This is a genomic window from Amycolatopsis alba DSM 44262, from assembly GCF_000384215.1.
Lineage (GTDB): Bacteria > Actinomycetota > Actinomycetes > Mycobacteriales > Pseudonocardiaceae > Amycolatopsis > Amycolatopsis alba.
Genome location: NZ_KB913032.1, coordinates 1,619,579 through 1,641,421 on the forward strand (window position 1 = coordinate 1,619,579; position 21,843 = coordinate 1,641,421).

27 protein-coding genes are annotated in these 21,843 nt (G+C 69.3%); 9 read left to right on the forward strand and 18 right to left on the reverse strand.

Translation table 11 applies throughout. The annotated features are described in order from the left end of the window. Positions 1-18 precede the first annotated feature (18 nt). On the forward strand, positions 19-1,038 hold the full coding sequence (locus tag AMYAL_RS0107435; protein WP_026466832.1) for an aldo/keto reductase: 1,020 nt from the start codon (positions 19-21) through the stop codon (positions 1,036-1,038). Positions 1,039-1,041: 3 nt separating this feature from the next. Here the strand turns inward: AMYAL_RS0107435 and AMYAL_RS0107440 are convergent, their stop codons facing one another. The 10 genes from AMYAL_RS0107440 to AMYAL_RS0107485 are packed head-to-tail and all read right to left on the reverse strand — an operon-like array spanning position 1,042 to position 8,574. Continuing rightward, the gene (locus AMYAL_RS0107440) at positions 1,042-1,914 is read right to left on the reverse strand and encodes an AAA family ATPase (RefSeq protein WP_020630682.1); all 873 of its coding nucleotides are present in this window, start codon (positions 1,912-1,914) and stop codon (positions 1,042-1,044) included. Between the two features lie 31 nt (positions 1,915-1,945). Then, complete coding sequence (locus tag AMYAL_RS0107445; protein ID WP_020630683.1) at positions 1,946-2,515, reverse strand: nucleotidyltransferase family protein; 570 nt, start codon at positions 2,513-2,515, stop codon at positions 1,946-1,948. Beyond that, on the reverse strand, positions 2,508-3,329 hold the full coding sequence (locus AMYAL_RS0107450) for an IclR family transcriptional regulator domain-containing protein (protein WP_020630684.1): 822 nt from the start codon (positions 3,327-3,329) through the stop codon (positions 2,508-2,510). The genes AMYAL_RS0107445 and AMYAL_RS0107450 overlap by 8 nt, the downstream gene beginning before the upstream one ends. Before the next feature lie 9 nt (positions 3,330-3,338). Further along, complete coding sequence (gene pcaC / locus AMYAL_RS0107455) at positions 3,339-3,743, reverse strand: 4-carboxymuconolactone decarboxylase (RefSeq protein WP_020630685.1); 405 nt, start codon at positions 3,741-3,743, stop codon at positions 3,339-3,341. Then, on the reverse strand, positions 3,740-4,519 hold the full coding sequence (pcaD, locus tag AMYAL_RS0107460) for a 3-oxoadipate enol-lactonase (RefSeq protein WP_020630686.1): 780 nt from the start codon (positions 4,517-4,519) through the stop codon (positions 3,740-3,742). Before pcaD ends, pcaC begins: the two co-directional genes overlap by 4 nt. A gap of 7 nt (positions 4,520-4,526) precedes the next feature. Beyond that, positions 4,527-5,075: a protocatechuate 3,4-dioxygenase subunit alpha gene (gene pcaG / locus AMYAL_RS0107465; RefSeq protein ID WP_020630687.1), complete on the reverse strand. Its 549-nt coding sequence runs from the start codon at positions 5,073-5,075 to the stop codon at positions 4,527-4,529. After that, complete coding sequence (gene pcaH / locus AMYAL_RS0107470; protein ID WP_020630688.1) at positions 5,075-5,809, reverse strand: protocatechuate 3,4-dioxygenase subunit beta; 735 nt, start codon at positions 5,807-5,809, stop codon at positions 5,075-5,077. The genes pcaG and pcaH overlap by 1 nt, the downstream gene beginning before the upstream one ends. A 28-nt stretch (positions 5,810-5,837) precedes the next feature. Beyond that, entirely contained in the window at positions 5,838-7,016 is a 1,179-nt protein-coding gene (locus AMYAL_RS0107475) for a thiolase family protein (RefSeq protein WP_020630689.1), read from the reverse strand. Continuing rightward, on the reverse strand, positions 7,013-7,768 hold the full coding sequence (locus AMYAL_RS0107480; RefSeq protein WP_020630690.1) for a CoA-transferase subunit beta: 756 nt from the start codon (positions 7,766-7,768) through the stop codon (positions 7,013-7,015). The genes AMYAL_RS0107475 and AMYAL_RS0107480 overlap by 4 nt, the downstream gene beginning before the upstream one ends. Then, entirely contained in the window at positions 7,765-8,574 is an 810-nt protein-coding gene (locus AMYAL_RS0107485; protein WP_026466833.1) for a CoA transferase subunit A, read from the reverse strand. Before AMYAL_RS0107485 ends, AMYAL_RS0107480 begins: the two co-directional genes overlap by 4 nt. 171 nt (positions 8,575-8,745) lie before the next feature. Here AMYAL_RS0107485 and AMYAL_RS0107490 point away from each other — a divergent pair, with 171 nt between their 5' ends. Further along, on the forward strand, positions 8,746-9,681 hold the full coding sequence (locus AMYAL_RS0107490; protein WP_020630692.1) for an acetoacetate decarboxylase family protein: 936 nt from the start codon (positions 8,746-8,748) through the stop codon (positions 9,679-9,681). Between the two features lie 50 nt (positions 9,682-9,731). Here the strand turns inward: AMYAL_RS0107490 and AMYAL_RS0107495 are convergent, their stop codons facing one another. Then, the gene (locus tag AMYAL_RS0107495; RefSeq protein WP_020630693.1) at positions 9,732-10,250 is read right to left on the reverse strand and encodes a hypothetical protein; all 519 of its coding nucleotides are present in this window, start codon (positions 10,248-10,250) and stop codon (positions 9,732-9,734) included. A 157-nt stretch (positions 10,251-10,407) separates the two neighbouring features. Here AMYAL_RS0107495 and AMYAL_RS0107500 point away from each other — a divergent pair, with 157 nt between their 5' ends. Together AMYAL_RS0107500 and AMYAL_RS0107505 are read left to right on the forward strand one after the other, a co-directional pair. Further along, on the forward strand, positions 10,408-11,373 hold the full coding sequence (locus AMYAL_RS0107500) for a 2-hydroxyacid dehydrogenase (RefSeq protein ID WP_020630694.1): 966 nt from the start codon (positions 10,408-10,410) through the stop codon (positions 11,371-11,373). Further along, positions 11,370-12,494 (forward strand): glycerate kinase, encoded by a 1,125-nt coding sequence (locus tag AMYAL_RS0107505; protein ID WP_026466834.1) that lies wholly within the window; start codon positions 11,370-11,372, stop codon positions 12,492-12,494. Before AMYAL_RS0107500 ends, AMYAL_RS0107505 begins: the two co-directional genes overlap by 4 nt. An 18-nt stretch (positions 12,495-12,512) precedes the next feature. On the opposite strand, the gene AMYAL_RS0107510 is transcribed toward AMYAL_RS0107505, so the two are convergent. After that, entirely contained in the window at positions 12,513-12,824 is a 312-nt protein-coding gene (locus AMYAL_RS0107510) for a hypothetical protein (RefSeq protein ID WP_020630696.1), read from the reverse strand. A 289-nt stretch (positions 12,825-13,113) separates the two neighbouring features. Here AMYAL_RS0107510 and AMYAL_RS0107515 point away from each other — a divergent pair, with 289 nt between their 5' ends. From AMYAL_RS0107515 to shbA, 4 genes are all read left to right on the forward strand, one after another. After that, positions 13,114-13,569: a GtrA family protein gene (locus AMYAL_RS0107515; protein WP_020630697.1), complete on the forward strand. Its 456-nt coding sequence runs from the start codon at positions 13,114-13,116 to the stop codon at positions 13,567-13,569. Between the two features lie 10 nt (positions 13,570-13,579). Beyond that, positions 13,580-13,930, forward strand: coding sequence for a YidH family protein (locus AMYAL_RS0107520; protein ID WP_020630698.1), 351 nt, complete (start codon positions 13,580-13,582; stop codon positions 13,928-13,930). Further along, entirely contained in the window at positions 13,927-14,229 is a 303-nt protein-coding gene (locus AMYAL_RS50945; RefSeq protein ID WP_084702102.1) for a DUF202 domain-containing protein, read from the forward strand. Before AMYAL_RS0107520 ends, AMYAL_RS50945 begins: the two co-directional genes overlap by 4 nt. Before the next feature lie 250 nt (positions 14,230-14,479). Next, positions 14,480-15,136 carry an RNA polymerase sigma factor ShbA gene (gene shbA, locus AMYAL_RS0107525; RefSeq protein WP_020630699.1) on the forward strand — a complete coding sequence of 219 codons (657 nt, stop codon included), beginning with the start codon at positions 14,480-14,482 and terminating at the stop codon, positions 15,134-15,136. A 133-nt stretch (positions 15,137-15,269) separates the two neighbouring features. On the opposite strand, the gene AMYAL_RS0107530 is transcribed toward shbA, so the two are convergent. The 3 genes from AMYAL_RS0107530 to AMYAL_RS0107540 are packed head-to-tail and all read right to left on the reverse strand — an operon-like array spanning position 15,270 to position 17,361. Further along, the gene (locus tag AMYAL_RS0107530; RefSeq protein WP_020630700.1) at positions 15,270-16,094 is read right to left on the reverse strand and encodes an amidohydrolase family protein; all 825 of its coding nucleotides are present in this window, start codon (positions 16,092-16,094) and stop codon (positions 15,270-15,272) included. Then, a complete protein-coding gene (locus tag AMYAL_RS0107535) occupies positions 16,091-17,062 on the reverse strand; it encodes an aldo/keto reductase (protein ID WP_026466835.1) in 972 nt (323 codons plus the stop codon). The genes AMYAL_RS0107530 and AMYAL_RS0107535 overlap by 4 nt, the downstream gene beginning before the upstream one ends. Further along, positions 17,059-17,361, reverse strand: coding sequence for an L-rhamnose mutarotase (locus tag AMYAL_RS0107540; protein ID WP_020630702.1), 303 nt, complete (start codon positions 17,359-17,361; stop codon positions 17,059-17,061). Before AMYAL_RS0107540 ends, AMYAL_RS0107535 begins: the two co-directional genes overlap by 4 nt. 106 nt (positions 17,362-17,467) lie before the next feature. On the opposite strand from AMYAL_RS0107540, the gene AMYAL_RS0107545 reads away from it, so the two are divergent. Beyond that, positions 17,468-18,178: a FadR/GntR family transcriptional regulator gene (locus tag AMYAL_RS0107545; RefSeq protein WP_020630703.1), complete on the forward strand. Its 711-nt coding sequence runs from the start codon at positions 17,468-17,470 to the stop codon at positions 18,176-18,178. Between the two features lie 82 nt (positions 18,179-18,260). Here the strand turns inward: AMYAL_RS0107545 and AMYAL_RS0107550 are convergent, their stop codons facing one another. Genes AMYAL_RS0107550 through AMYAL_RS0107560 form a run of 3 tightly spaced genes read right to left on the reverse strand, consistent with a single transcriptional unit; the run spans position 18,261 to position 21,834 of the window. Beyond that, the gene (locus AMYAL_RS0107550) at positions 18,261-19,277 is read right to left on the reverse strand and encodes an ABC transporter permease (RefSeq protein ID WP_020630704.1); all 1,017 of its coding nucleotides are present in this window, start codon (positions 19,275-19,277) and stop codon (positions 18,261-18,263) included. Further along, positions 19,274-20,794: a sugar ABC transporter ATP-binding protein gene (locus AMYAL_RS0107555; protein WP_020630705.1), complete on the reverse strand. Its 1,521-nt coding sequence runs from the start codon at positions 20,792-20,794 to the stop codon at positions 19,274-19,276. The genes AMYAL_RS0107550 and AMYAL_RS0107555 overlap by 4 nt, the downstream gene beginning before the upstream one ends. Continuing rightward, on the reverse strand, positions 20,791-21,834 hold the full coding sequence (locus AMYAL_RS0107560) for a sugar ABC transporter substrate-binding protein (RefSeq protein WP_039793859.1): 1,044 nt from the start codon (positions 21,832-21,834) through the stop codon (positions 20,791-20,793). The genes AMYAL_RS0107555 and AMYAL_RS0107560 overlap by 4 nt, the downstream gene beginning before the upstream one ends. Between the last annotated feature and the right edge of the window lie 9 nt (positions 21,835-21,843).

Sequence of the window (21,843 nt, forward strand, 5' to 3'; positions counted from 1 at the left end):
GCCATGGAGGACACCGTCATGCAGTACCGCACCTTGGGCAGGACCGGCGTGCAGGTCAGCACCCTCGCGCTCGGCGCGATGAACTTCGGCGCGATCGGGCGCACGACCCAGGACGAGGCCACCGCCATCGTCGACGCCGCGCTGGCGGGCGGGATCAACTTCATCGACACCGCCGACATGTACAGCGCCGGCGAGTCGGAGAAGATGGTCGGCAAGGCCATCGCCGGTCGCCGCGAAGACATCGTGCTGGCCACGAAGGCGACCCTGCCGATGGGCGTCGAGCGCAACCATCAGGGCGCTTCACGCCGCTGGCTGGTCACCGAACTGGACAACAGCCTGCGCCGCCTCGGGGTCGATCACGTCGACCTCTACCAGATCCACCGCTGGGATCCGAAGACCAGCGACGAGGAGACGCTCTCGGCGCTGACCGATCTTCAGCGCGAGGGGAAGATCCGCTACTTCGGCTCGTCGACCTTCCCCGCGTACCGGATCGTGCAGGCACAGTGGGCCGCCCGCGAACACCGCCTTGGCCGGTATGTCACCGAGCAGCCCGGCTACTCGATCCTGCAGCGCGGCAGCGAAACGCATGTGCTGCCGGTGACCGAGGAATACGGGATGGGCGTGCTGGTCTGGAGCCCGCTGGCGTCCGGCTGGCTGTCCGGTGCGATCCGGGAAGGCCGCGAGATCAGCACGCATCGTTCGGCGGTCCTGCCGCAGCGTTTCGATCTGACCCGGCCCGGCAACCGGGCCCGGCTCGAAGCCGTCGAGCGGCTGGCGAAGGTCGCCGACCAGGCGGGACTGAGCCTGATCCAGCTCGCGCTCGGCTTCGTCGTCGCGCATCCGGGCGTGACGAGCGCGATCATCGGACCCCGCACCCTGACGCATCTGGAGTCGCAGCTCGCCGCCGCGGACACGGTGCTTTCGGCGGACATCCTGGACGCGATCGACGAGATCGTCGCCCCCGGCACCGATCTCGCCCCGGAGGAGAAGAACGACACCCCGCCCGCCCTGCTCGACGCGTCACTGCGACGCCGCTGACGTTCAGGCGAGCAGTTTGTCCAGTTTGGCGCGGACCCTGTCGAGGTCCTCGCTGTACTTGAGCACCGAGCCGAGCGTCCGCGCGCCGGCCGCGGCGTCCAATGCGGACATTCCCAAGGCGAGCAGGGCCTGAGCCCAGTCCAGGGATTCCGCCACCCCTGGCGGCTTCAGCAGCTCCATCGCCCGGAGCCGGTGCACCGCCGTCGCGACCTGCGCCGCGAGCTCTTCGCCCAGGTCCGGGATCTTGCGGCGCAGGATCTCGATCTCGCGGCCGAGGTCCGGGTGTTCGAGCCAGTGGTAGAGACAGCGGCGCTTCAGCGCGTCGTGCACCTCCCGCGTCCGGTTGGAGGTGAGCACCACGAGCGGCGGATGTTCGGCGCGCACCTCGCCGAACTCGGGGATCGTCACCGCGTTCTCGTCGAGGAGTTGCAGCAGGAAGGCTTCGAACTCGTCGTCGGCGCGGTCGATCTCGTCGACCAGCAGCACACACGGCGCTGTCTGCAAGGCCTTCAGCAGCGGCCGGGAAAGCAGGAAACGTTCGGTGTAGAGGGACTGTTCCGCGGTCTCGACGTCGAGACCGCCGTCACCGGCGGCTTCGAGCGCCCGCAGATGCAGCAATTGGCGGGGGAAGTCCCATTCGTACAGTGCCTGTGCCGCGTCGATTCCCTCGTGGCATTGGAGCCGGATGAGCGGCAGGCCGAGCGCTTCGGCCAGTCCCAAGGCGAGCGAGGTCTTTCCGGTGCCCGGTTCGCCCTCGCAGAACAGCGGGCGGCCGAGCCGGAGAGCGAGGAACCCCGCCGTGGCGATGCCGTCGTCGGCGAGATAGCCGACCGATTCGAGGGCTTCGGCCAGTTTCTCCGGAGATTCGACGGTCACGTCCCGATCGTAAGCCCCGGCGGGCCGGAGATCAGCCTGGAAGATCCTCGCGGCGGTCCACGTCGTGTCCGGTGCCGAGGTCGCCGCATTCGACGAGGCGCAGGTCCTGACGCCCTCTGAGCCAGTCCCGCGCACCCTTGTCCCCGGACGCGCCCGCCACGATCTCCGGCCACCAGCGGCGGCCGAGCACGACGGGATGGCCGGGGACGCCGTCGTAGGCGGCGCGCGCGACGGTGTTCTCGCCTGCCCCGGCCGCGACCCGGCGCACCACTTCGGCGCCGACGCCGGGCAGATCCACGAGGTGCACGACGGCGGCTTCGACACCGGTCGGCTCCAAGGCTCTCAGCCCCGCGCGCAGGGACGCGCCCATGCCGGACTCCCAGTCTTCGGCGACGACGGCGCACTCGGGTTCGGGCAGAAGGGCGCGGACTTCGTCGGCCGACGCACCCAGCACCACCCGGACCGGCGCGCAGCCTGCGTCGGTGAGCACTCGCAGCGCCCGGACGACGAACGGCTCGCCGTCGAGGACGGCCAGTGCCTTCGGCCCGCCGAACCGGCGCCCGGCCCCGGCCGCGAGCAGCAGCCCGGCGACCTCAGCCATGCCTCGCCTTCGTGTTTCCGGCCCTGGCCGGCGGTGCCGAGGCCAGGTCGGTCTCGATGGCGCGTGCGGCCGCGAGCAGCGACGGCAGCAGTTCACGCTCGACCGATTCCGGCGTCGTGCGGCTGGCGTGGGTGGAGAGGTTGACCGCGGCCACGACCTTGCCGCGCCGGTCCCGGATCGGGGCGGCGATCGAACGGAGACCCTCTTCGAGTTCCTGGTCGACCATCGCGTAGCCCTGCCGGTACACCCGCTCCAGCTCGGCGATGAGGTCTTTCTGCCTGGTCAGCGTGTACGCGGTCAGCTTCTCGAGCTTGGCCGCGTCGAAGTAGCCGTGCAGGTCTTCGCCTTCGAGGTCGGCCAGCAGCACATGTCCCATCGACGTCGCGTGGGCCGGGAACCGGGTGCCGACGTTGATGCTGACGGTCATGATCCGTGAAACGGCCACCCGCGCGACGTACACGATGTCCAGGCCTTCGAGCACCGAGACCGAACTCGACTCGTGCACGTCGGCGGACAGCCGTTCGAGATGCGGCTGGGCGACCTCCGGCAGCGACAGGCTCGACAGGTATGAGTAGCCGAGTTCGAGGACCCGTGCGGTGAGCGAGAAGTACTTGCCGTCCGTGCGCACATATCCCAGGTCGACGAGGGTGAGCAGGAACCGGCGGGCGGCCGCCCTGGTCAGCCCGGTGGACCGGGCGACGTCGCTCAGCGTGAGTTCCGCCGCCTCCGCGTTGAACGCCTTGATCACCGCCAGCCCGCGCTCCAGCGACTGGACATGGTGCGCTCCGCGCTCGGTCACCTCGCCTTCGTCCATGGAAGAACCCTAACCGCCCTCCTTCTCCTGAGCCGCAGGCTCACCTAGTTCGGCCAGCACCCGCTGGGCTACGGCGAACGCCGCGTTGGCGGCCGGGGCACCCGCGTAGACGGCGGTGTGCAGCAGCACCTCCGAGATCTCCTGCGCGCTGAGTCCATTGTGGACCGCGGCCCGGACGTGCATCGCGAGCTCGTCGTGGGCATGCAGCGCGGTGAGCGCGGCCAGCGTGACGCAACTTCGGGTCTTGCGGTCGAGCCCGTCACGCGACCAGACCGAGCCCCACGCACCACGGGTGATGTAGTCCTGGAACGGGCGGCTGAACTCGGTGGTGCGCGCCACCGCCCGATCGACGTGCGCGTCCCCGAGGACCTCGCGGCGCACCCGCATGCCGGTCTCGTAAGGGTCTTCGCTCATCGAGCCACCTCCAGGTGTTCGAGGATCAGCGCGGTGAACCGCTCCGGCTGTTCGTAACTTCCCAGGTGCGCGGCGCCTTCGACGACTTCGAGCCGCGCGTCCGGGATGCCGCCCGCGATCACCTCGGCGTGTTCGACCGGGGTGGCCGGATCCTCGGCACCGGCGATGACCAGGGTCCGCGCCGTGATCTTGGGCAGGTCGTCGACGAGGTCCATCCGCTCGATGGCCTGGCAGGACGCCGCGTATCCCTCGGCGGGGACGTTCGCGATCATCTCGCGCAGGAACTCGGCCCGCTCGGGATGCGCGGCGACGTGGCCAGGGGTGAGCCAGCGGCCGACCCCGGCCTCGGCGACCGAGCCGGTGCCGTTCTCCCGGACCGTCTTCGCCCTGTCCGCCCACATTCCCGGCGGCCCGAGTTTCGCGGACGTGCAGCACAGCACGAGACTCCCGATCCGGTCCGGCGCGTTCACGCCGAGCCACATCCCGGTCATCCCGCCGAGCGAAAGCCCGACGACGTGGGCGCTGGCGACGCCGTGCTCGTCGAGCAGCGCGAGCAGGTCACCGCCGAGATCCTCGATCGCATACGGCCCCGGCGGGACCGGGGACGCGCCATGCCCGCGGGTGTCGTAGCGGATCACCCGGAAACCCTTTTCCACCAAGGGTTTCACCTGCGGATCCCACATGCGGTGGTCACTGCCGAGCGATCCGCTGAACACCACGGCAGGGCCGTCCGCGGGCCCTTCCGCGACGCTGTACACCTTGACCGGCCCGGACATCGAAAACCTAGACATCGAAAAACACCGTCTCCCCCTCGCCCTGCAGCCGGACGTCGAACCGGTAGCCCTCACCGGTCTTCGTGGCGATCAAGGTGCCCCGGCGGGATTCCGGGACCGAGGCCAGCACCGGATCCTCGGAGTTGTCGTTGTCCTCGAAGTAGATCCGGGTGACGACGCGATGCAGGAGACCGCGGGCGAGCACCGAGACGTCGATATGCGGCGCCTGTGTGCTGCCCGCCGGACCGGGCAGCGAGCCGGGCATGATCGTCCTGATCTCGTAGTGGCCGCCGGGGTCGGTCGGGCAGCGCCCGAAGCCCCGGAACCCGCTCGCGACGGCTCCGCGCGGGTCGTCGGGGTGATCGAACCGGCCGTCGGCGTCGGCCTGCCAGGTCTCGATCATCGCGTCCGGGACGGGGTCGCCCGCGCCGTCGAAGACCCGGCCGTGGATACGGATCGCGGCCGGTTCACCCGCGGGGACGACGTCCGGCCCGTCCGGCCAGGGCAGGCCGATGGACAGGTACGGGCCGACGGTCTGGGAAGGCGTCGTCTCCGGCATCAGTGCTCGTCCTCCTCGTCTTCGAAGACCGACGCTTCGCGGCCGCGGACGACGATGTCGAACTGGAAGGCCAGCGCCCACTCGGCTTCGGTGCGGTCCAGGTCGAACCGCGCGATCATCCGCTGCCGTGCCTTCTCGTCCGGGATGGAGTTGAAGATCGGGTCCTGCGAGAACAGCGGGTCTTCCGGGAAGTACATCTGGGTGACCAGCCGCTGGGTGAAGGCGCTGCCGAAGACGGAGAAGTGGATGTGCGCCGGCCGCCAGGCGTTGTCGTGGTTCTTCCACGGGTACGCGCCGGGTTTGATGGTGGTGAAGGTGTAGCGGCCTTCACCGTCGGTCAGTGTCCGGCCCGCGCCGTCGAAGTTGGGGTCGATCGGCGACGGCCAGCGGTCGCCGGTGTGCCGGTACCGGCCGCCCGCGTTCGCCTGCCAGACCTCCACGAGCGAGTCCCGGATCGGCCGCCCGTCACCGTCGAGCAGCCGTCCGGTGACGATGATCCGCTGTCCTTGTGGCTCACCGGGGTGTCCCTTGGTGAGGTCGTTGTCGAACTCGCCGATCCGTCCCGGCCCCAGTGCGGGCCCGGTGACCTCGGTCAGCAGATGCGGGAGCACGATCAGTGGTTCCTGAGGGTGCCTCAGCGCCGTCGACCGGTAACCGGCGTGGTCGAGCGGCGGATGCGTGCCCTCCGGATCGCGCCGGTAGCGCGGGAGCCTCAGTTCTGCGGGTGCGGACATGCTGTTCCCTCCAGCGCGAGTCAGTGGGTCACCGGGCTTCGAGGACGACGGCCAGCCCCTGGCCGACGCCGATGCAGATGGCCGCCAGCCCCCACCGGCCACCGGTGCGGCGCAAGTGGTGGGCCAGGGTGCCGAGGATCCGGCCGCCGGAGGCACCCAGCGGATGCCCGATCGCGATCGCGCCGCCGTTCACGTTGACGATCTCCGGGTCGAGCTTCGACCAGTCGCGCAGGCAGGCCAGCGACTGCGCGGCGAAGGCCTCGTTCAGTTCGACCGCCGCCAGGTCTTCCCAGCCGATCCCGGCCCGTTCCAGGGCGATCTCGGCCGCGCGGACCGGGCCGATGCCGAAGACGTCGGGGTCGACGCCCGCCGCGCCCCGGCCGGCGATCCGGGCCAGCGGAGCCTTGCCGAGCCGCTTCCCCGCCGCCTCGTCACCGAGCAGCAGCGCGGAAGCGCCGTCGTTGAGCGGCGACGCGTTCGCGGCCGTGACCGTCCCTTGTGGACGGAAGACGGGCTTGAGCTTCGCGAGTTTCTCCTGGCTGGAGTCCGGCCGGATGCCTTCGTCACGAGTGAGTTCGACGCCCTCGACGGGGACGACGTGATCGTCGTAGAACCCCTCGTCCCAGGCGCGGGCGGCGTTGACGTGACTGCGGACGGCGAACGCGTCCTGTTCGTCGCGGCCGATGCCGTAGCGCTCGGCGAGCAGCTCGGTGGACTCACCGAGCGAGACCGTCCACTGCTCGGGCATCTTCGGGTTGACCATGCGCCAGCCCAGCGCGGTGGAATGCAGCGTCTGGTTGCCCGCGGGGAAGGCCTTCTCCGGCTTCTGCATGACCAGCGGTGAGCGGCTCATCGACTCGACCCCGCCGGCGACGGCGAGCGAAGCGTCGCCGACCTGCACCGACCGGCTCGCCTGCATGACCGCGTCGAGGCCGGAGCCGCACAGCCGGTTGACCGTGGCACCGGGCACGGTCGTCGGCCAGCCCGCCAGCAGCGCCGCCATCCGCGCGACGTTGCGGTTGTCCTCGCCCGCGCCGTTGGCGTCGCCGAGCACGACCTCGTCCACGGTGGCCGGGTCGAGGTCGTTGCGCTCGGCCAGCGACCGCAGCACGGTGGCGGCGAGGTCGTCCGGGCGGACCCCGGACAGGGCGCCGCCGTACTTGCCGAACGGGGTACGGATGGCGTCGAACAGGAAGACGTCGGTCATGCGCTCGCCCTTTTGAGGTCTCGGAGGATGCGGAGTTCTGCCTCGGTCGGCGCCGGGGTGGTCGCCAGGTCGCCGGACACCTTCAGTTTCCACCCGGTCGCCTCGACGACCTGATCCACCTCGACCCCTGGGTGCAGTTCGGTGAGCGTGAGCTCGGCGGTCTCGGGGTCGGGCCGCATCAGTCCGAGGTCGGTGACCACCAGCGTCGGCCCGGCGCCGGGGAGGCCGAGGCGCTCGCGGTCGCCCTTGCCGGAGCCGTGGCCGAACGAGGTCACGAAGTCGACCTTCTCGACGAACGTGCGGGTGCTCTGCCGGAGCACCACGAACACCTCGCGGCAGGACGCGGCGATCTCCGGCGCCCCGCCCGCTCCGGGGAGGCGCACCTTGGGGTTGGCGTAGTCGGGGCCGATGACGGTGGTGTTGATGTTGCCGAACTTGTCCAGCTGGGCGGCGCCGAGGAAACCGACGTCGATCCGGCCGGGCTGGAGCCAGTAGTTGAAGACCTCGGGCACGCTGACCACGGCGTCCGCCGTGTCGGCGAGTTCGCCGTCGCCGATGGACAACGGGAGCCTGGTCGGTTTGGCGCCGAGGCAGCCGGATTCGTAGATCAGCGTGAGATCCGGCGCGTGCCCGCGACGGGCCAGGTTCGCGGCCGTGCTGGGCAGGCCGATACCCACGAAACAGGACATCCCGTCGCCGAGCGCGCGGGCGGCGGCGACGCTCATCATCTCGTCGGAGGTGTAGCCGGTCATGCCTTCACTCCCGTCAGCTCGTCGAGCCAGCGGGTGAAACTCTCCCTGTCCCGGCCGATCACGTCCCATGCCTGGTAGGCGTCGTTGTCCCGTTCGTAGTAACCCGCCGCGTACGACGGCCTCGCGCCGCCGGGAACCTCGGCGACGGCGGTGACCGCCCACGAGGGCAGCACGATCGCGCCCGGCCGGGGCTCCAGTTCGTCCACGACCTCCTCGACGGTGACCAGCGAACGCTTCGCCGCCAGCACCGCCTCCTTCTGCACGCCGGTGATACCCCAGATCTGGACGTTGCCGGACCTGTCGGCGCGCTGGGCGTGCACGATCGTCACGTCCGGGTTGAGGGCGGGGACGGCGGCGAGCCGCTCACCGGTGAAGGGGCAGGTGATGGGCTTGATCGTGTCCGTCTGCGCGGGCAAATCGGTGCCGGTGTAGCCCCGCAGGACGGCGAACGGCAGCCCCGAGGCGCCTGCGACGTACCGATTCGCCATGCCCGCGTGACTGTGTTCCTCTATTTCCAAGGGCACCGGCCACGAATGCTGGACCGCGTCACGAAAACGGTGCAGCGAGCCGACACCGGGATTGCCGCCCCACGAGAAGATCAGCTTGCGCGCGCAGCCCGCGCCGATGAGCTGGTCGTAGACGATGTCCGGGGTCATGCGGACCAGTGTCAGGCCGGTGCGTCGCTGACGGATGATCTCGTGGCCGGCGGCTACGGGAATGAGGTGCGTGAAGCCCTCGAGCGCGACCGTGTCCCCGTCACGCACCAGCCGCGCCACGGCCTCCTTCAACGACAGTAGCTCTGCCATCCCCACTCCCGGACTGTTCGGATCGCGCACACTTGTTCTTCAGACGAACATAGCACAAGAGCTCCGGTTGTGGCACCCGCGACGAGAAGGCAGGTCCCGCCAATGTTGACAGTGCGCACATCGAGTTCTAGCCTCCCAATGTAAGCACTGCACACATTCAGGAGGTCTCCGATGGCGCCGAGCACACGGGTCGATCTGGGCGGACACCCGGTCGACGTCCCGAAGGGCGGCCTGTACGACCGCTACCGCATGGACACCGACCTCGACACCGTCGCCGCCGACCCGCGCGTGAGCGGCGTCGACTTCTTCCGGCGGCTTCCCAAGACACGGGTCGACTCGCCGATCGGCTCCACGCTGACCCCCAACTTCTACTACCGGATCTCGACGGCCCGGCTGACCTTGCCCGCCCCCTCCCGCGCGATCCGGCGACGGCTCCCGGACGAGCTGTCATCCCTGGAGGTCGCGCCCGGCCTCGGCCTGGTGTCGGTGATGGTGTTCCGGTACGACGTCTGCGACATCGACTTCTACACCGAGGCCGCGGTGGGCGTCGCCGTCCGGCCAGCCCGGCACGGCGGGTTCGGGTTCTTCGACCTCGTGACCGGCCTCAAGAACGACCATCTCCACTCCTACGTGCTGTCCCTGCCGGTCAGCAGCGACATCGCCCGGATCCGCGGCCGCGACGGCTACGGCTTCCCGAAATGGGTGACGAGCCTCGACGTCGACATCGACGGCGAGCGCACCGAGGCACACGTGGCGAACGACCACGGCGGGACCGACCTCGCGCTCTCGGCGGCCACACCCCGCCAGAGCGCCCGGCCGACCGGAGAGCGGGTCTCGAACCTCACCTCGTACACCACCATCGGGGACGCCTGGCACTCGACGCTCAGCCAGACGAACGTCCTGTCGGCCGGAAGCGCGACGTTCCCGCGCGACATCGATCTCCGGCTGGGCGAAGGCCGCCTCTCCGACGACGTCCGCTCGCTCAGCCCCCGCAGGCCGGTCCGCCTCGACGTGATGACGGAAGGGCAGCTCGCGCTCCACATGCCGGTCCCTACCTCCGTCCGACACCGGGAGGCCCGGAAAATGACCGGCCGCGCGTTTCCGTGACCGGCGGAGTGCGTCCTGCCGGGTTCGAAGCCGGCAGGACGCGGTCGCGCTCAGCCGATCCCGCTGCCGGGCGGGAACCATTCGACGGCCTTGAAGTCACCGGTCTCGACCGTCGCACTGCTCATACAGGGCGGCACGACGAACTTCCGGTCGGGATCGGGCCCCCAGCTGTAGCCGACCCGGTCGCGCCTGCCGTGGTCGTACACCGACATCCCGACCCTGCGGTCCTTGAGTTCCGGGACGTTCGTGTCCTCGACGATGCCGGTGACCACGGCGACCGGGCCGCCCACGACCAGGCAGTCGATCCGGCCCTGGAAGTAGGCGGAGATCCCGCCGCCCGCGTGGCTCACCCGGAACGTCCCCCTGCTCTCCGGGAAAAGACCGTGCGCGTCGAAGGTGAACCGGACGTCCTGGCCGTCCTTGCGCAGCATCTTGGCGCTGCCGACCAGGCTCGGTTCGGACGGCTTCCCCTTGCCTTCCTCGGCCCCCGACGCCGGGCCAGCCGCGACGAGTGTCGTGGCGAGGACCATCGCGGCGCCGACGGCGGCGAGTTCTCGTGATCGTTTCATTTTCCACCCCTGGAATCCCCTGGTCGCGGAACCATTCCGCGCTCCAACCATCTCGGGACGCCCGGCCGTGACGACTCCCCCGCGCAGGGGAAGCGCCTCCCTCATAACGGGGATTCGCGTATTTGGGATACCAAGTTCCGCACACTAGGCTGACGGGGTGACCTCGACGATCGCGGTGACCCGGTGGATTCCCGACGAAGCGCTGAAAGTGCTCGCCGAAGCCGGGGAGGTGAAACTGTCGCGCGCCGACCGGCCGCTGACGCCGGACGAACTGCGCGAGTTCGTCCGGGGCGCGTCCGCGATCGTCGGCATGCTGCACGACCGGATCGACGGCACGGTCGCCGACGCGGCGGGCCCCGGACTGAAGGTCGTGGCGAACGTGGCCGTCGGCTACGACAACGTCGACGTCCCGGCGCTGGCCGAACGCGGAGTCACCGTCACCAACACCCCCGGCGTGCTCACCGGCGCCACCGCGGATCTGGCGTTCGGGCTGATCCTCGCGGTCACGCGACGGCTCGGCGAGGGCGAACGGCTGATCCGCTCGCGCACGCCATGGTCGTTCCACCTGGGGTTCCTGCTGGGCTCCGGACTGGAGGACAAGACGCTCGGGATCGTCGGGCTCGGCCAGATCGGGCAGGCGGTCGCGCGGCGGGCGCTCGGTTTCGGCATGCGGATCGTCTACTCGGGACGATCGCGGGCCGCCGAAGACGTCGAGAAGGCCTTGGGCGCGAAGTACGTGTCCTTCGGCGAATTGCTGAAGAGCTCCGATGTCGTTTCACTGCACTGCCCTCTGACACCGGAGACCAGGCATCTCATCGACGCGGACGCGCTGAAGTCGATGAAGCCGGGCGCGTACCTGATCAACACCACACGCGGTCCCGTCGTCCACGAAGCGGCACTGGCGGACGCGCTCGAAGCCGGGGAGATCGCCGGAGCGGGCCTCGACGTCTTCGAGGCCGAACCCGAGGTCGAACCGCGCCTGCTGGACCGCGAAAACGTCGTCTTGACGCCGCACCTCGGATCGGCGACGGTCGAAACCCGTACTGCCATGGCCGTGCTCGCGGCCGAGAACGTCGCGTCGGTGCTCACCGGCGGAAAACCGCTGACGGAGGTTCGTCCATGACTCGCGTGGTCATCGCGCCCGACAAGTTCAAGGGAAGCCTGACCGCGGTCGAGGCCGCGCAGGCGATCGCGCACGGCGTCCGCGACGCGCTGCCCGAGGCCGAGGTCTCCGCCTGCCCGGTCGCCGACGGCGGCGAGGGAACCCTGGACGTCCTCGTCGCGGCGGGCGGACGTCTCGTGGAACTTCCGGTCCGCGGGCCGCTCGACGACACCGTCGACGCGAGTTACGTGCTGCTGGACGGAACGGCCTACGTCGAGTCGGCCCGCGCGTGCGGGATCGAGTTCGTCGAGCCGAGCCCGGACGTGGCGCTCGCCGCGCACACCTGGGGCGTCGGCGAACTCCTCGCGCACGCGCTCGACAACGGCGCGCGGCGGCTGGTGCTGACCGTCGGCGGGACCGCGAGCACCGACGGCGGCGCCGGGATGCTGGCGGCACTGGGCGCCGGGGTGTTCGACGCGTTCGGCGCGCCGGTCGGGCTCGGCGGCGGCACACTGGGCCGCGTCGCTTCGGCCGAACTCGGCCCGGTGCGCGACAGGCTCGGTTCCGTCGAGGTCGCCGTCGCCACCGACGTGACGAACCCGCTGCTCGGAGCCCGTGGCGCGGCGGCGATCTTCGGCCCGCAGAAAGGCGCGGGCCCACGCGAGGTCGAGCAGCTGGACGAGTCACTGTCCCGCTGGGCACAGGCGTTGCGGAACGCCGGCACTCTCGACGTCTCCGACCTGCCGGGCGCAGGGGCGGGCGGCGGGGTCGCCGCCGGGGCTATCGCGGGACTCGGCGCGACGGTCGAATCCGGTTTCCAGCTCATCGCCGGGCTCACCGGGGTCGCGGGCGCCATCGAACGCGCCGACCTCGTCATCACCGGCGAGGGGTCACTCGACGAGCAGAGTCTCGACGGCAAGGCTCCGGCGGGCATCGCGGCCCGCGCGCGGGAACACGCGGTACCGCTGATGGTGCTGGCCGGACGGATCCAGCTGGACGAGAGCCAGCTCGCCGGCCTCGGGGTCGTGGGCAGCGCCGCCCTCATCGACCACGCGCCTTCGCTCGACCACGCGCGTGCGCACGCGGCGACGCTCTTGCGCGAGCGGGCCGGCGAGCTGGTCCGTGCCTGGGCCCGGACTTAAAGCCTGAACCCGCCGGGCTCAGCTGCCAGGCTGGGGCTGAGCCTGCGGGAGTACGGCGAAGGCGACTTCACCGGTCTCGTCCTGCTGAACGTCGAGCACCTTGTCGTCGAGCAACGCGGCCGCTTCGGGCTCCAAGTACACCTTCGGGCCGCCGTCGGCGCCGAGGACCTTGTCGCCGCTTTCGGGTTCGGGAGCGACGGAAACCGCGAGCTGGGGACTGTCCCCCTGCTGGGAATGCATCGCGAACCGCAGCCCGCCTCCGTCCTGCCCGTTTTCCTGCCCGGTCAGTGCGGTGATCGCCTCGGCGGCGGCTTCGGTGACTGTAAGCATCTCTGCCCTTCCTTCGTCGCGGTCTTGCACTTGACCGACCACGCTAGGGGGTCCCGGCATGGCCCGCCGTCTGAGTGAAGATCATTTTCCGGCCCGGCCGTCTCACAGTCGCTCACCGGCCACGCCCTCCTCGTCGGACGTTGGCCGGGACGTGCTGTACTCGACCCGGTCACCCGTGGCTTACCCGACGTCTCCGCAGGCCAAACGGCAGTGCTGTCGCGAGGATCACAATCTCTCAGCTGGTTCAATAGCTTCACAAATTTGTGAAACAAGGAGTAGCGTCGTCGGTATGACCACCACCAGGTGGGCGCCAGGGCACCGGATCATCCGGCGCGCGCCGGAACGGCACCACGAGCTCGGCCACCATGCCGCTTGGTACGTCGTCGCCGGCGTCGCCGCCACCGGCCTGCAAGCGGTGCTGTTCCTTCTCCTGCAGCCGGTCCTCGGCCCCCAGGTGGCCAATCTGGTCGCGCTCGCGGTCACGACCGTCGGGAACACCGAGTTCCACCGACGGGTCACCTTCGCCACCCGGAAGAGTCACGCGGGCAAACGGCATTTCCAAGACCTCGTGACGTTCGCCTTCTACGCCGCGTATGGCTCGATCGTGCTCGCGTCCCTCGACGCGGTGATCACCGAGCCGACCGCACTGGAACAGACCGGCGCACTGCTCGCGGCCAGCGTCGTGGGCGGCATCGCGCGCTTCGCGGTTCTTCGCTGGTGGGTCTTCGCGCGCCGGAAGGCTTAGTGTTCGACGCGTGGCTGAGATCAACGGACCGCGCGAAGGCGATTCGGAACCCGATTACCGATTCACGCTCGCCAACGAACGGACCTTCCTCGCCTGGCTCCGGACGGCACTGGGCCTGCTCGCCGGCGGCGTCGCCGTCCATCAGCTGGTTCCCGCCCCGACAGCGCTGAGCACCCTCCTCGCGGGGCTGTGCGTCGTGCTGGCCGCCGTGCTCGCGGCGAGCGCGTACCCGCGCTGGCGACAGGTGCAGGCCGCGATGCGGGCGGGAAAGCCACTGCCGAAGAGCGGGCTGCTGGTCCTGCTGACCGCCGGGATCCTCGTGATCACCGTGACCGCCGCGGCCCTGGTGGTCTTCTCATGAGTTCGGGTGATCACGGAGCGCAAGCGGAACGGACCGGGCTGGCTTGGCGCCGGACGGCACTCGCGGCTACTGCCTGCACACTCCTGCTTCTGCACACGGCCGCACGACGGGGCTGGGGGGCGACGGTCGTCCCTGTCGCGTTCGCGGGCGCCATGGTGATCACCTTGGTCGCCGTCGGCGCGATCCGTGAACGAGCACTGCGCGGGCCGGAAACCCCGAAACCCCTTCACCCAATCCTTGCCGTCACAACGTCGGCACTCGTCGTAGCGACCGCGGTCGCCTTGGTCGCGGTACGCTAAGTGCCGCGCACATGCTGCGACACCGAAGTCCTTTTTCGCGACGCAGAGTCTCGGTTGTATTAAGCCGACTCCGTCTAATGGGCTATCTCTAGTTGAAATCTTTACTGCCGTCCGATCGACGCCTACGATTACGCTGCGTCGCAACGGCGGCAGGTGAATCTGATCTTACGGAGCACCTGCCGCCCTCAATCGTTACGGAGTGTTGACCCCTAGACAGCGACGGTCGCAGGGTCGGCCGGGGAGGACGACCATGCAAGCAACTACAAGCGCGTCCAGAACCGTCACCCCCGATGCGGTCCCCGGATACACGACTCCGGAGAACCTGCCTCGACCGGGCGGACGGCTGACGAAGGAAGACCTCGATCCCCTCGTCAAAGACGCGGGCGACGGGAATCCCGCCGCGATCCAGTCACTGCTGAGAATGATCGGGCCCGTCGTGGTCCGGTACTGCCGGGCCAGAATGGGTGGCCGCGACCTGTCCTACCTGTCGGCGGACGACGTAGCGCAGGAAGTGTGCATGGCGGTGCTGAAGGCGCTGCCCGGCTACCAGGATCGCGGCGGTTCGTTCCTCTATCTCGTGCACGCGATCGCCGCCAACAAGGTCGCCGACGCCTACCGCGCGGTCTCCCGCGACCGGTCGGAGCCGGTACCCGAACTGCCGGAACGGCCCATCGCCGACAACGAACCCGAAACCCACGCCCTGCACCTGGACCTCGGTGCCCGGCTCAACCGGCTGCTCTCGACCCTTCCGCGAGTGCAGCAGGAGATCCTCGCCCTCCGCATCGCCGTCGGCCTTTCCGCCGCCGAAACCGCCGAGGCACTCGGGATCTCCGCCGGCAACGTGCGCGTGACGCAGCACCGCGCATTGGCCCGCCTGCGGACGATGGTCAAGCAAGACGAGTTCTGATCTTTTCTCCCCCTGCCGCAGGTCGTTGATCGGCGGTTCTCAGGCGCCCGGACCCCGCGCCGCCCACTTTCTTCCTCGAACCGGCTTCCCGCCGGTTCTTTGTCATACCCGAACTCGTGCGATTGAACGGCGATCACGCGAGATGGTAGGCGCGCCGCGCGGTGCCGTCGAAGAAGTCCAGCCGCTCGGCGTCGCTCAACGAGCCCGTCAGCGAAAACGCCGTGTCCACGACGACTTCGTACGCGGCCGCCAGTTCGCAGACCGGCCAGTCGGAACCGAACATCAGCCGCGAAGCCCCGAAGGACTCCAGCACGTGCTCCGCCCAGCGCGCCAGCTGCCCGACCTTCCACCGCGCCCAGTCCGCCTCGGTCACCAGCCCCGAAAGCTTGCAGTAGACGTTGTCCAGCTCGCCCAGCGCCGCGACGCCGTCCGCCCACGGCTGCCACTCCCCCGAGGAGATCGGCGGCTTCGCGGCGTGATCGAGGACGAAAACCTGATCCGGCAACGCTTTCGCGGCGGCGAGGGCCGCGGGAAGCTGGGGTGGCTTGACCAGCAGGTCGTACGCCAGCCCGGCCTCGCCGAGAGCGGCGAGACCACGCAGGACCTCGGGCCGGGTCAGCCACGACGGATCCGCCTCGTCCTCCACCTGGTGCCGGATTCCCACCAGCGGACCGGAAAACGCGGCCAGGCGTTCGGCGACATCGGGAGCGGTGAGGTCGGTCCAGCCGACGACACCGGCGATCAGCGGTTCGGCCTCGGCGGCGGAAAGGAACTCGCGCGTCTCCTCCTCCGACGAGACCGTCTGCACCAGCACGGTCCCCTTCACCCCGGCCGCCTTGGTCACCGCGCGGAGATCGTCCACTGTGTACGGACGGCGGATCGGTTCCAGCGCCGGACCCGTCATCCACGGGTAGTCCCGCCGCGAGGGATCCCAGAGATGGTGATGCGCGTCGATCAAGGCCGTTCCTCCTGTCGCAGCACGGTGTCCTCACGCAACAGTCCCGCACGGATCAGCTCCGTCCACAACTCGCGGGGCACCGGACGGCGGAAGCGTTCGGCGTTGAGCCGGACCTGGCCGGGATCGTGCGCGCCGACGACGACGGACACCACCGCCGGATGCGCGGCGGGCAACCCCAAAGCGGCCTGGGGGAGTTCGACACCGTGCCGCTCGCAGACCTCGGCGATCCGCTGGGCCCGCTCGACCAGCTCGGCCGGAGCCTCGGCGTAGTCGTACATCGTGCCCGGCGACGCGGTGGCGAGGATCCCCGCGTTGAAGGCGCCCCCGGCCACCACGTCCACCCCGCGTTCCGTGCAGAGCGGGAGAAGATCGTCGAGGGCGGGCTGGTTGAGCAGGGTGTACCGGCCCGCCAGCAGGATCACGTCGAGATCGAACCGGCGGACGAACTCCGTGAGCATCGGCGCCTGGTTCATGCCGGCCCCGATCGCGTCGACGACACCCTGCTCCCGCAGCTCCAGCAGCGCGGGGAACGCGCCGTTGACGGTGTCTTCGAAATGTTCGTCCGGGTCGTGCACGTAGACGACGTCCACGCGATCGAGCCCGAGCCTCGTCAGACTGTCCTCGAGCGACCGGAGGATCCCGTCACGGCTGAAGTCCCAGCGTCTCTTGTACGCCGCCGGAACGACGAAACCCTGCGAGTCGGTGCGCGAGACGCCTGCCGGATTCGGCTCCAGTACCCGGCCGACCTTGGTCGACACCACGAAGTCCGTGCGGGGATACGCCGAAAGCGCAGCGCCCAGCCTTCGTTCCGACAGGCCGAGACCGTAGTGCGGCGCGGTGTCGAAGTACCGGATGCCTTCGTCCCACGCCTGCCGGACGGTCGCTTCGGCGGTCTCGTCGGTGATGGCGTGGTACAGGTTGCCCAGCTGCGCGCAGCCGAGCCCCAATGGGGACAAAGAGATCTTCACGGAAGCTCCCAGACCAGGCCGACGCCCGAATCGCCGCCGGAGTAGTCGTCTTCGACGTCGAGCAGTTCCGACATCCGGGCCTGCCAGGGGATGTTGGCCGGATGGTCACGCAGGACCGCGCGCATCTTCGCGTAATCCTCCACCTCGACGACGTGGAACAGATCGAGTCCGTCACGCCAGATCCGCCATGAACGCACGCCCGCGCCACGCAGGGCTTCGTCCAGGTCAGGCGGGATGACGGCGTGGACCGACTCGTATTCGGCCTCCTTCCCCGGCTTCAACCGGGTGTGGAGTGCCACTCTTTGTAGTGCGACACCGTGGGTCACCGCGCCTCCTCAGCTCGAAACATGGCACTCTGTCAACTGACACTCAAACATCCGAGGTCTTCGGGGAGGGCGGTGGAACATGCCGGTCACCGATGTCGCGATCGACAAGATCAAGGACATGATCATCTCCGGCGAGCTTGCTCCTGGCGACAGGCTGCCGAAAGAGGCCGAACTGGCCCAGCGGCTCGGCCTGTCCCGCAGTTCGCTGCGCGAAGCGGTGAAGGCGCTGTGCCTGATCCGCGTGCTCGACGTCCGCCAGGGCGACGGGACGTACGTCACCAGCCTCGAACCGAATCTCCTCCTCGACGCGATGACGTTCGTGGTGGACTTCCACCGCGACGACACCGTGCTGGACTTCCTCGCCGTCCGCCGGATCCTCGAACCGGCGGCGACGGCGATGGCCGCGATGCACATGGGCGACGAGGACATCGCGGAACTAGGCCGCCTGCTCGACGAGCTGGCCGACTCGCCGACGGTGGAGGCACTGGTCGCCAACGACCTGCAGTTCCACCGCAAGATCGCCGACGGGTCCGGGAATCCGGTGCTGTGCTCGCTGCTGGACAGCCTGTCCGGCCCCACCGCGCGCGCCCGCATCTGGCGCGGGCTCACCCAGGAGGGCGCGGTCGCGAAGACCCGCGAGCAGCACACGGCGATCTACGAGGCCATCGCCGCCCGCGAGCCCGAACTCGCGCGTTCGTGGGCCACCGTGCACGTCGCGGGCGTGGAGCAATGGCTCCGCAACGCCCTCGGCACCGCCGATGATCCCACCGCGGCCACCGAACCTTCCTGACACAACAACCTCCATGGATGCTCCGTGAAGGCCTCCTTCCCTACCCTCAAGGTAGTGAAGGAGGCCTTCACGGACTTTCGGGCTAAGTCTGGGCTTTCCCGCCGGCGTAGCGGGAAATGATCAGCGCGACCAGGATGATCACGCCGTAGATCGCTTTCAGCCACTCAGGCGGCACCTGAGCGACCTGCAGCAGGTTGGTGACCGTCTGCAGGAGCAGCACGCCGGTGAGCGCCCCGACCAGCGTGCCCTTCCCACCGTCCAGGGAGACACCGCCGATCACCGCAGCCGCGAACACCTGGAGGATGAGCCCGTCGCCCTGATCGGCGCCGAGCGCACCGACGTAACCGGTGTACGCGAGCCCGCCGATCGCGGCCAGCACACCGGCCACGACGAACACACCCCACGAGATCCGGTCGACGCGGATACCGGCGGCCCGTGCGGCTTCCCGGTTCCCGCCGATGGCGTAGAGCGACCGGCCGATCCGGTGATACCGCAGCCCCAGCCCGAACACGGTGAACAGCGCCGCGGCCAGCCACACCGACATCGGCAGCCCGATGAACGTCGTCGTCGCCAGCGCGGTGAACACGTCCAGCTGGTCGAAGAGCGTCTTCCCCTGGGTGGACCCGATCTGCGTGCCGCGCAGCACCGTCAGCATCGCCAGCGTGACGATGAAGGCGTTCAGCTTCAGCTTGACGATCAGGAACCCGTTCACGAAACCGACCGCGGCACCGGCCACCAGCACGGCGAGGATGCCGGCGAAACCGGGGAATTCGGTGCCGAAGCCCGAAGACGCCACCGGGATGACCAGCATCGCGCCGAGCGCGGGCGCCATGCCCATGGTCGATTCCAGCGACAGGTCGAACTTCCCGGTCAGCAGCACGAGCGATTCGCCGAGCACCACCATCGACAGCGCCGCCGAGGCGGACAGGATCCCGACGATGCTGCCGAAGGTCAGGAACGTGTCACTGATCAGTCCTCCGATGATCAGCACCACGACGAGCGCCGGAATCAGGGCGAGTTCGCGCAGCCAGCGGAACTTCCGGCGGCGCGGCGGGGCAGGCAGCGACGAAGTCTTCGGATCGGTCATGAGTTCAGTCACCGCTCGACTCCTTCGATGTCGGCCACCAGGTCGCCGTCGGACCAGCCCGCCCGGTGTTCGGCGACCACGGCACCCGCGCGGAGCACGAGCACCCGGTCGCTCAGGCGGAGATCGTCCAGTTCGTCGCTGACGATCAGCACCGCCTTGCCCTCGGCCCGCACCCGGTCGACGACCGCGAGCAGCGCCTCCTTCGATTTCACGTCCACCCCCGCGGTCGGGTTGATCAGCACGACCAGGCGCGGATCACCGGCCAGCGCACGGGCAAGGACGACCTTCTGCTGGTTGCCACCGGAAAGGTCGGACACCGGCTGGTCGGCGTCGGCCGCGACGATGTCGTAGTCCCGCAAAGCTTTTGACGCTTTCGCGTACCGCGCGCCCGGCGACGCGACACCGCCCTTGCCCATGCGATCCAAAATGGACAGTGTGGCGTTGTCCGCGATGGAGTGTTCGAGTACCAGCCCTTCGTGGTGCCGGTCTCTGGGCACACAGCCGATCCCGGCGCGGATCGCGGCCGGGATGTCGCCCGGTTTCAACGGTTTCCCGTCCACCCGGATCGTGCCCGCGCTCGGTGACAGCAGGCCGTACACGGTTTCGGCGACCTGGTGCTTGCCGCTGGCGTTGCTGCCCGCGAGCCCGATCACCTCGCCGCGGTGGATCCGGAACGTCACGTCTTCGAAGCCGTCACCGGAAAGCCCGTCGACGGTCAGCACCTCGTCGGCGTCCTCGGCCAGCGCCTCACGCGTCGAGGCGTCGCGGACGGAAAGCCCGCCCTGCTCGCCGGTCATCGCGTCGATCAGCTCGGCGCGGCCGACCTCCGAGACCGGCGCGGTCAGGATGTGCTTGGCGTCGCGCAGCACGGTGACCGCCTGGCACACCTCGTACACCTCGTGGAGGTGATGCGAGATGAACAGGAACGTCACCCCGTTCGCCTGCATCTGGCGCATCCGCGCGAAGAGCCGCTCGATCGCCTGGCTGTCCAGTTGCGCCGTCGGCTCGTCGAGCACGATGAACCGGGCACCGTAGGAAAGCGCTCTGGCGATCTCGACGAACTGCCGGTCTTCGACCGAAAGCTCGCCAGCCGGGGTGTCGACGTCGACACCCACGTCCCAGGAGTCGAGCAGCTCCCGTGCCTGGCGGCGTAATCGCTGCCAGCCGATCGCGAAGCCCTTACCCGACTGGCGGTTGAGGAACAGGTTCTCCGCGACGGTCAGCTGCGGGACGACCATCGCGTGCTGGTAGACACAGGCGACGGCACGCTTCCAGTCGTCCTGTTTGGACAAGGGCGGTGCGGGAACGCCACCGAACTCGACCCGTCCGGTGTCCGTTTTGGACAGTCCGGTGAGGATCGAGACCAGCGTCGACTTCCCGGCACCGTTGCGGCCGACGAGCGCGTGCGACTCGCCGGGGTTGACGGTGATGCTGACGTCGGACAACGCCACGGTCGGGCCGTAGCGTTTGCCGACGCCCTGTGCGCTGACCACCGGCACGGCGGCGGACCCGGCGGGCAGCGCGCTCACAGGTTGTTCCCCCAGAGAGCCTTGTCGTCGACGTTGTCCTTGGTGACGACCGGCGCGGGGAGCTGGTCTTCCAGGATGCCGGGCCGGACCTCGACGATCGTGCTGCCGTGGTCGGTCGGCCCTGCCTTGAAGGTCTCCCCCTCCATCGCCTTCTTGACCCAGTACATGCCGTACTTGGCGTAGTCGTCGGCGGGCTGGGACACGGTCGCGTCGAGTTCGCCCGCGCGGATCGCGGCCAGCTCCTGCGGGATGCCGTCGTTGCTGACCAGCACGACATGCTTCGGGTCGCCGACCGGGAAGTAGAGGTTCTTGCGTTTGAGCGCCTGCTGCGTCGGCGCCAGGTAGACACCGCCCGCCTGCATGTACACGGCCTTGATGTCCGGGTTGGCGGTCAGCAGACTGTCCAAACCGGACGACGCCTTGTCCGCCTTCCACTCGGCAGCGACCTCCAGCACCTGGACGCCGGGGAACTTCGCCTTCATGCATTCCCGGAACGCCTCGGAGCGGTCGCGGCCGTTGACCGAGGCGAGATCGCCCATGACCTGCACGACCTTGCCCGACGTGACCTTCGCGCCGATCGCTTCACAGGCCTTGGTGCCGTACGCCTTGTTGTCCGCGCGCACCACCATCGCGACCTTGCCGCTCTCGGGCGCGACATCGACCGCCACCACCGGGACGCCTTTGTTCTCCGCTGCCTTGAGGCCCGCCACGACGGCGGCGGAGTCGATGGGGGTCACGACAAGGCCCTTGACGCCCTGATTGAGCAAGGTGTTGACGTCGGTGATCTGCTTCGCCGAATCGCTGTCCGCGTTGACCGTCGGCAGCGCGTCGACGCCCTGTTCCTTCGCCTTCAGCGGTACGTAGTTGTTGTAGGCCTGCCAGAACGGTGAGGTCAGCAGCGGGATCGTCGCGCCGACCTTCCCGCCCTGCGCTCCACCGGCACCCGGTTTCGGAGCGTTGTCCTTCGTGGACCCACAGGCCGACAGCGCCAGCCCGAGCGCGGTGGCCGCGGCGGCCACCCTGATCACCCTCGTACGCACCGCATCCTC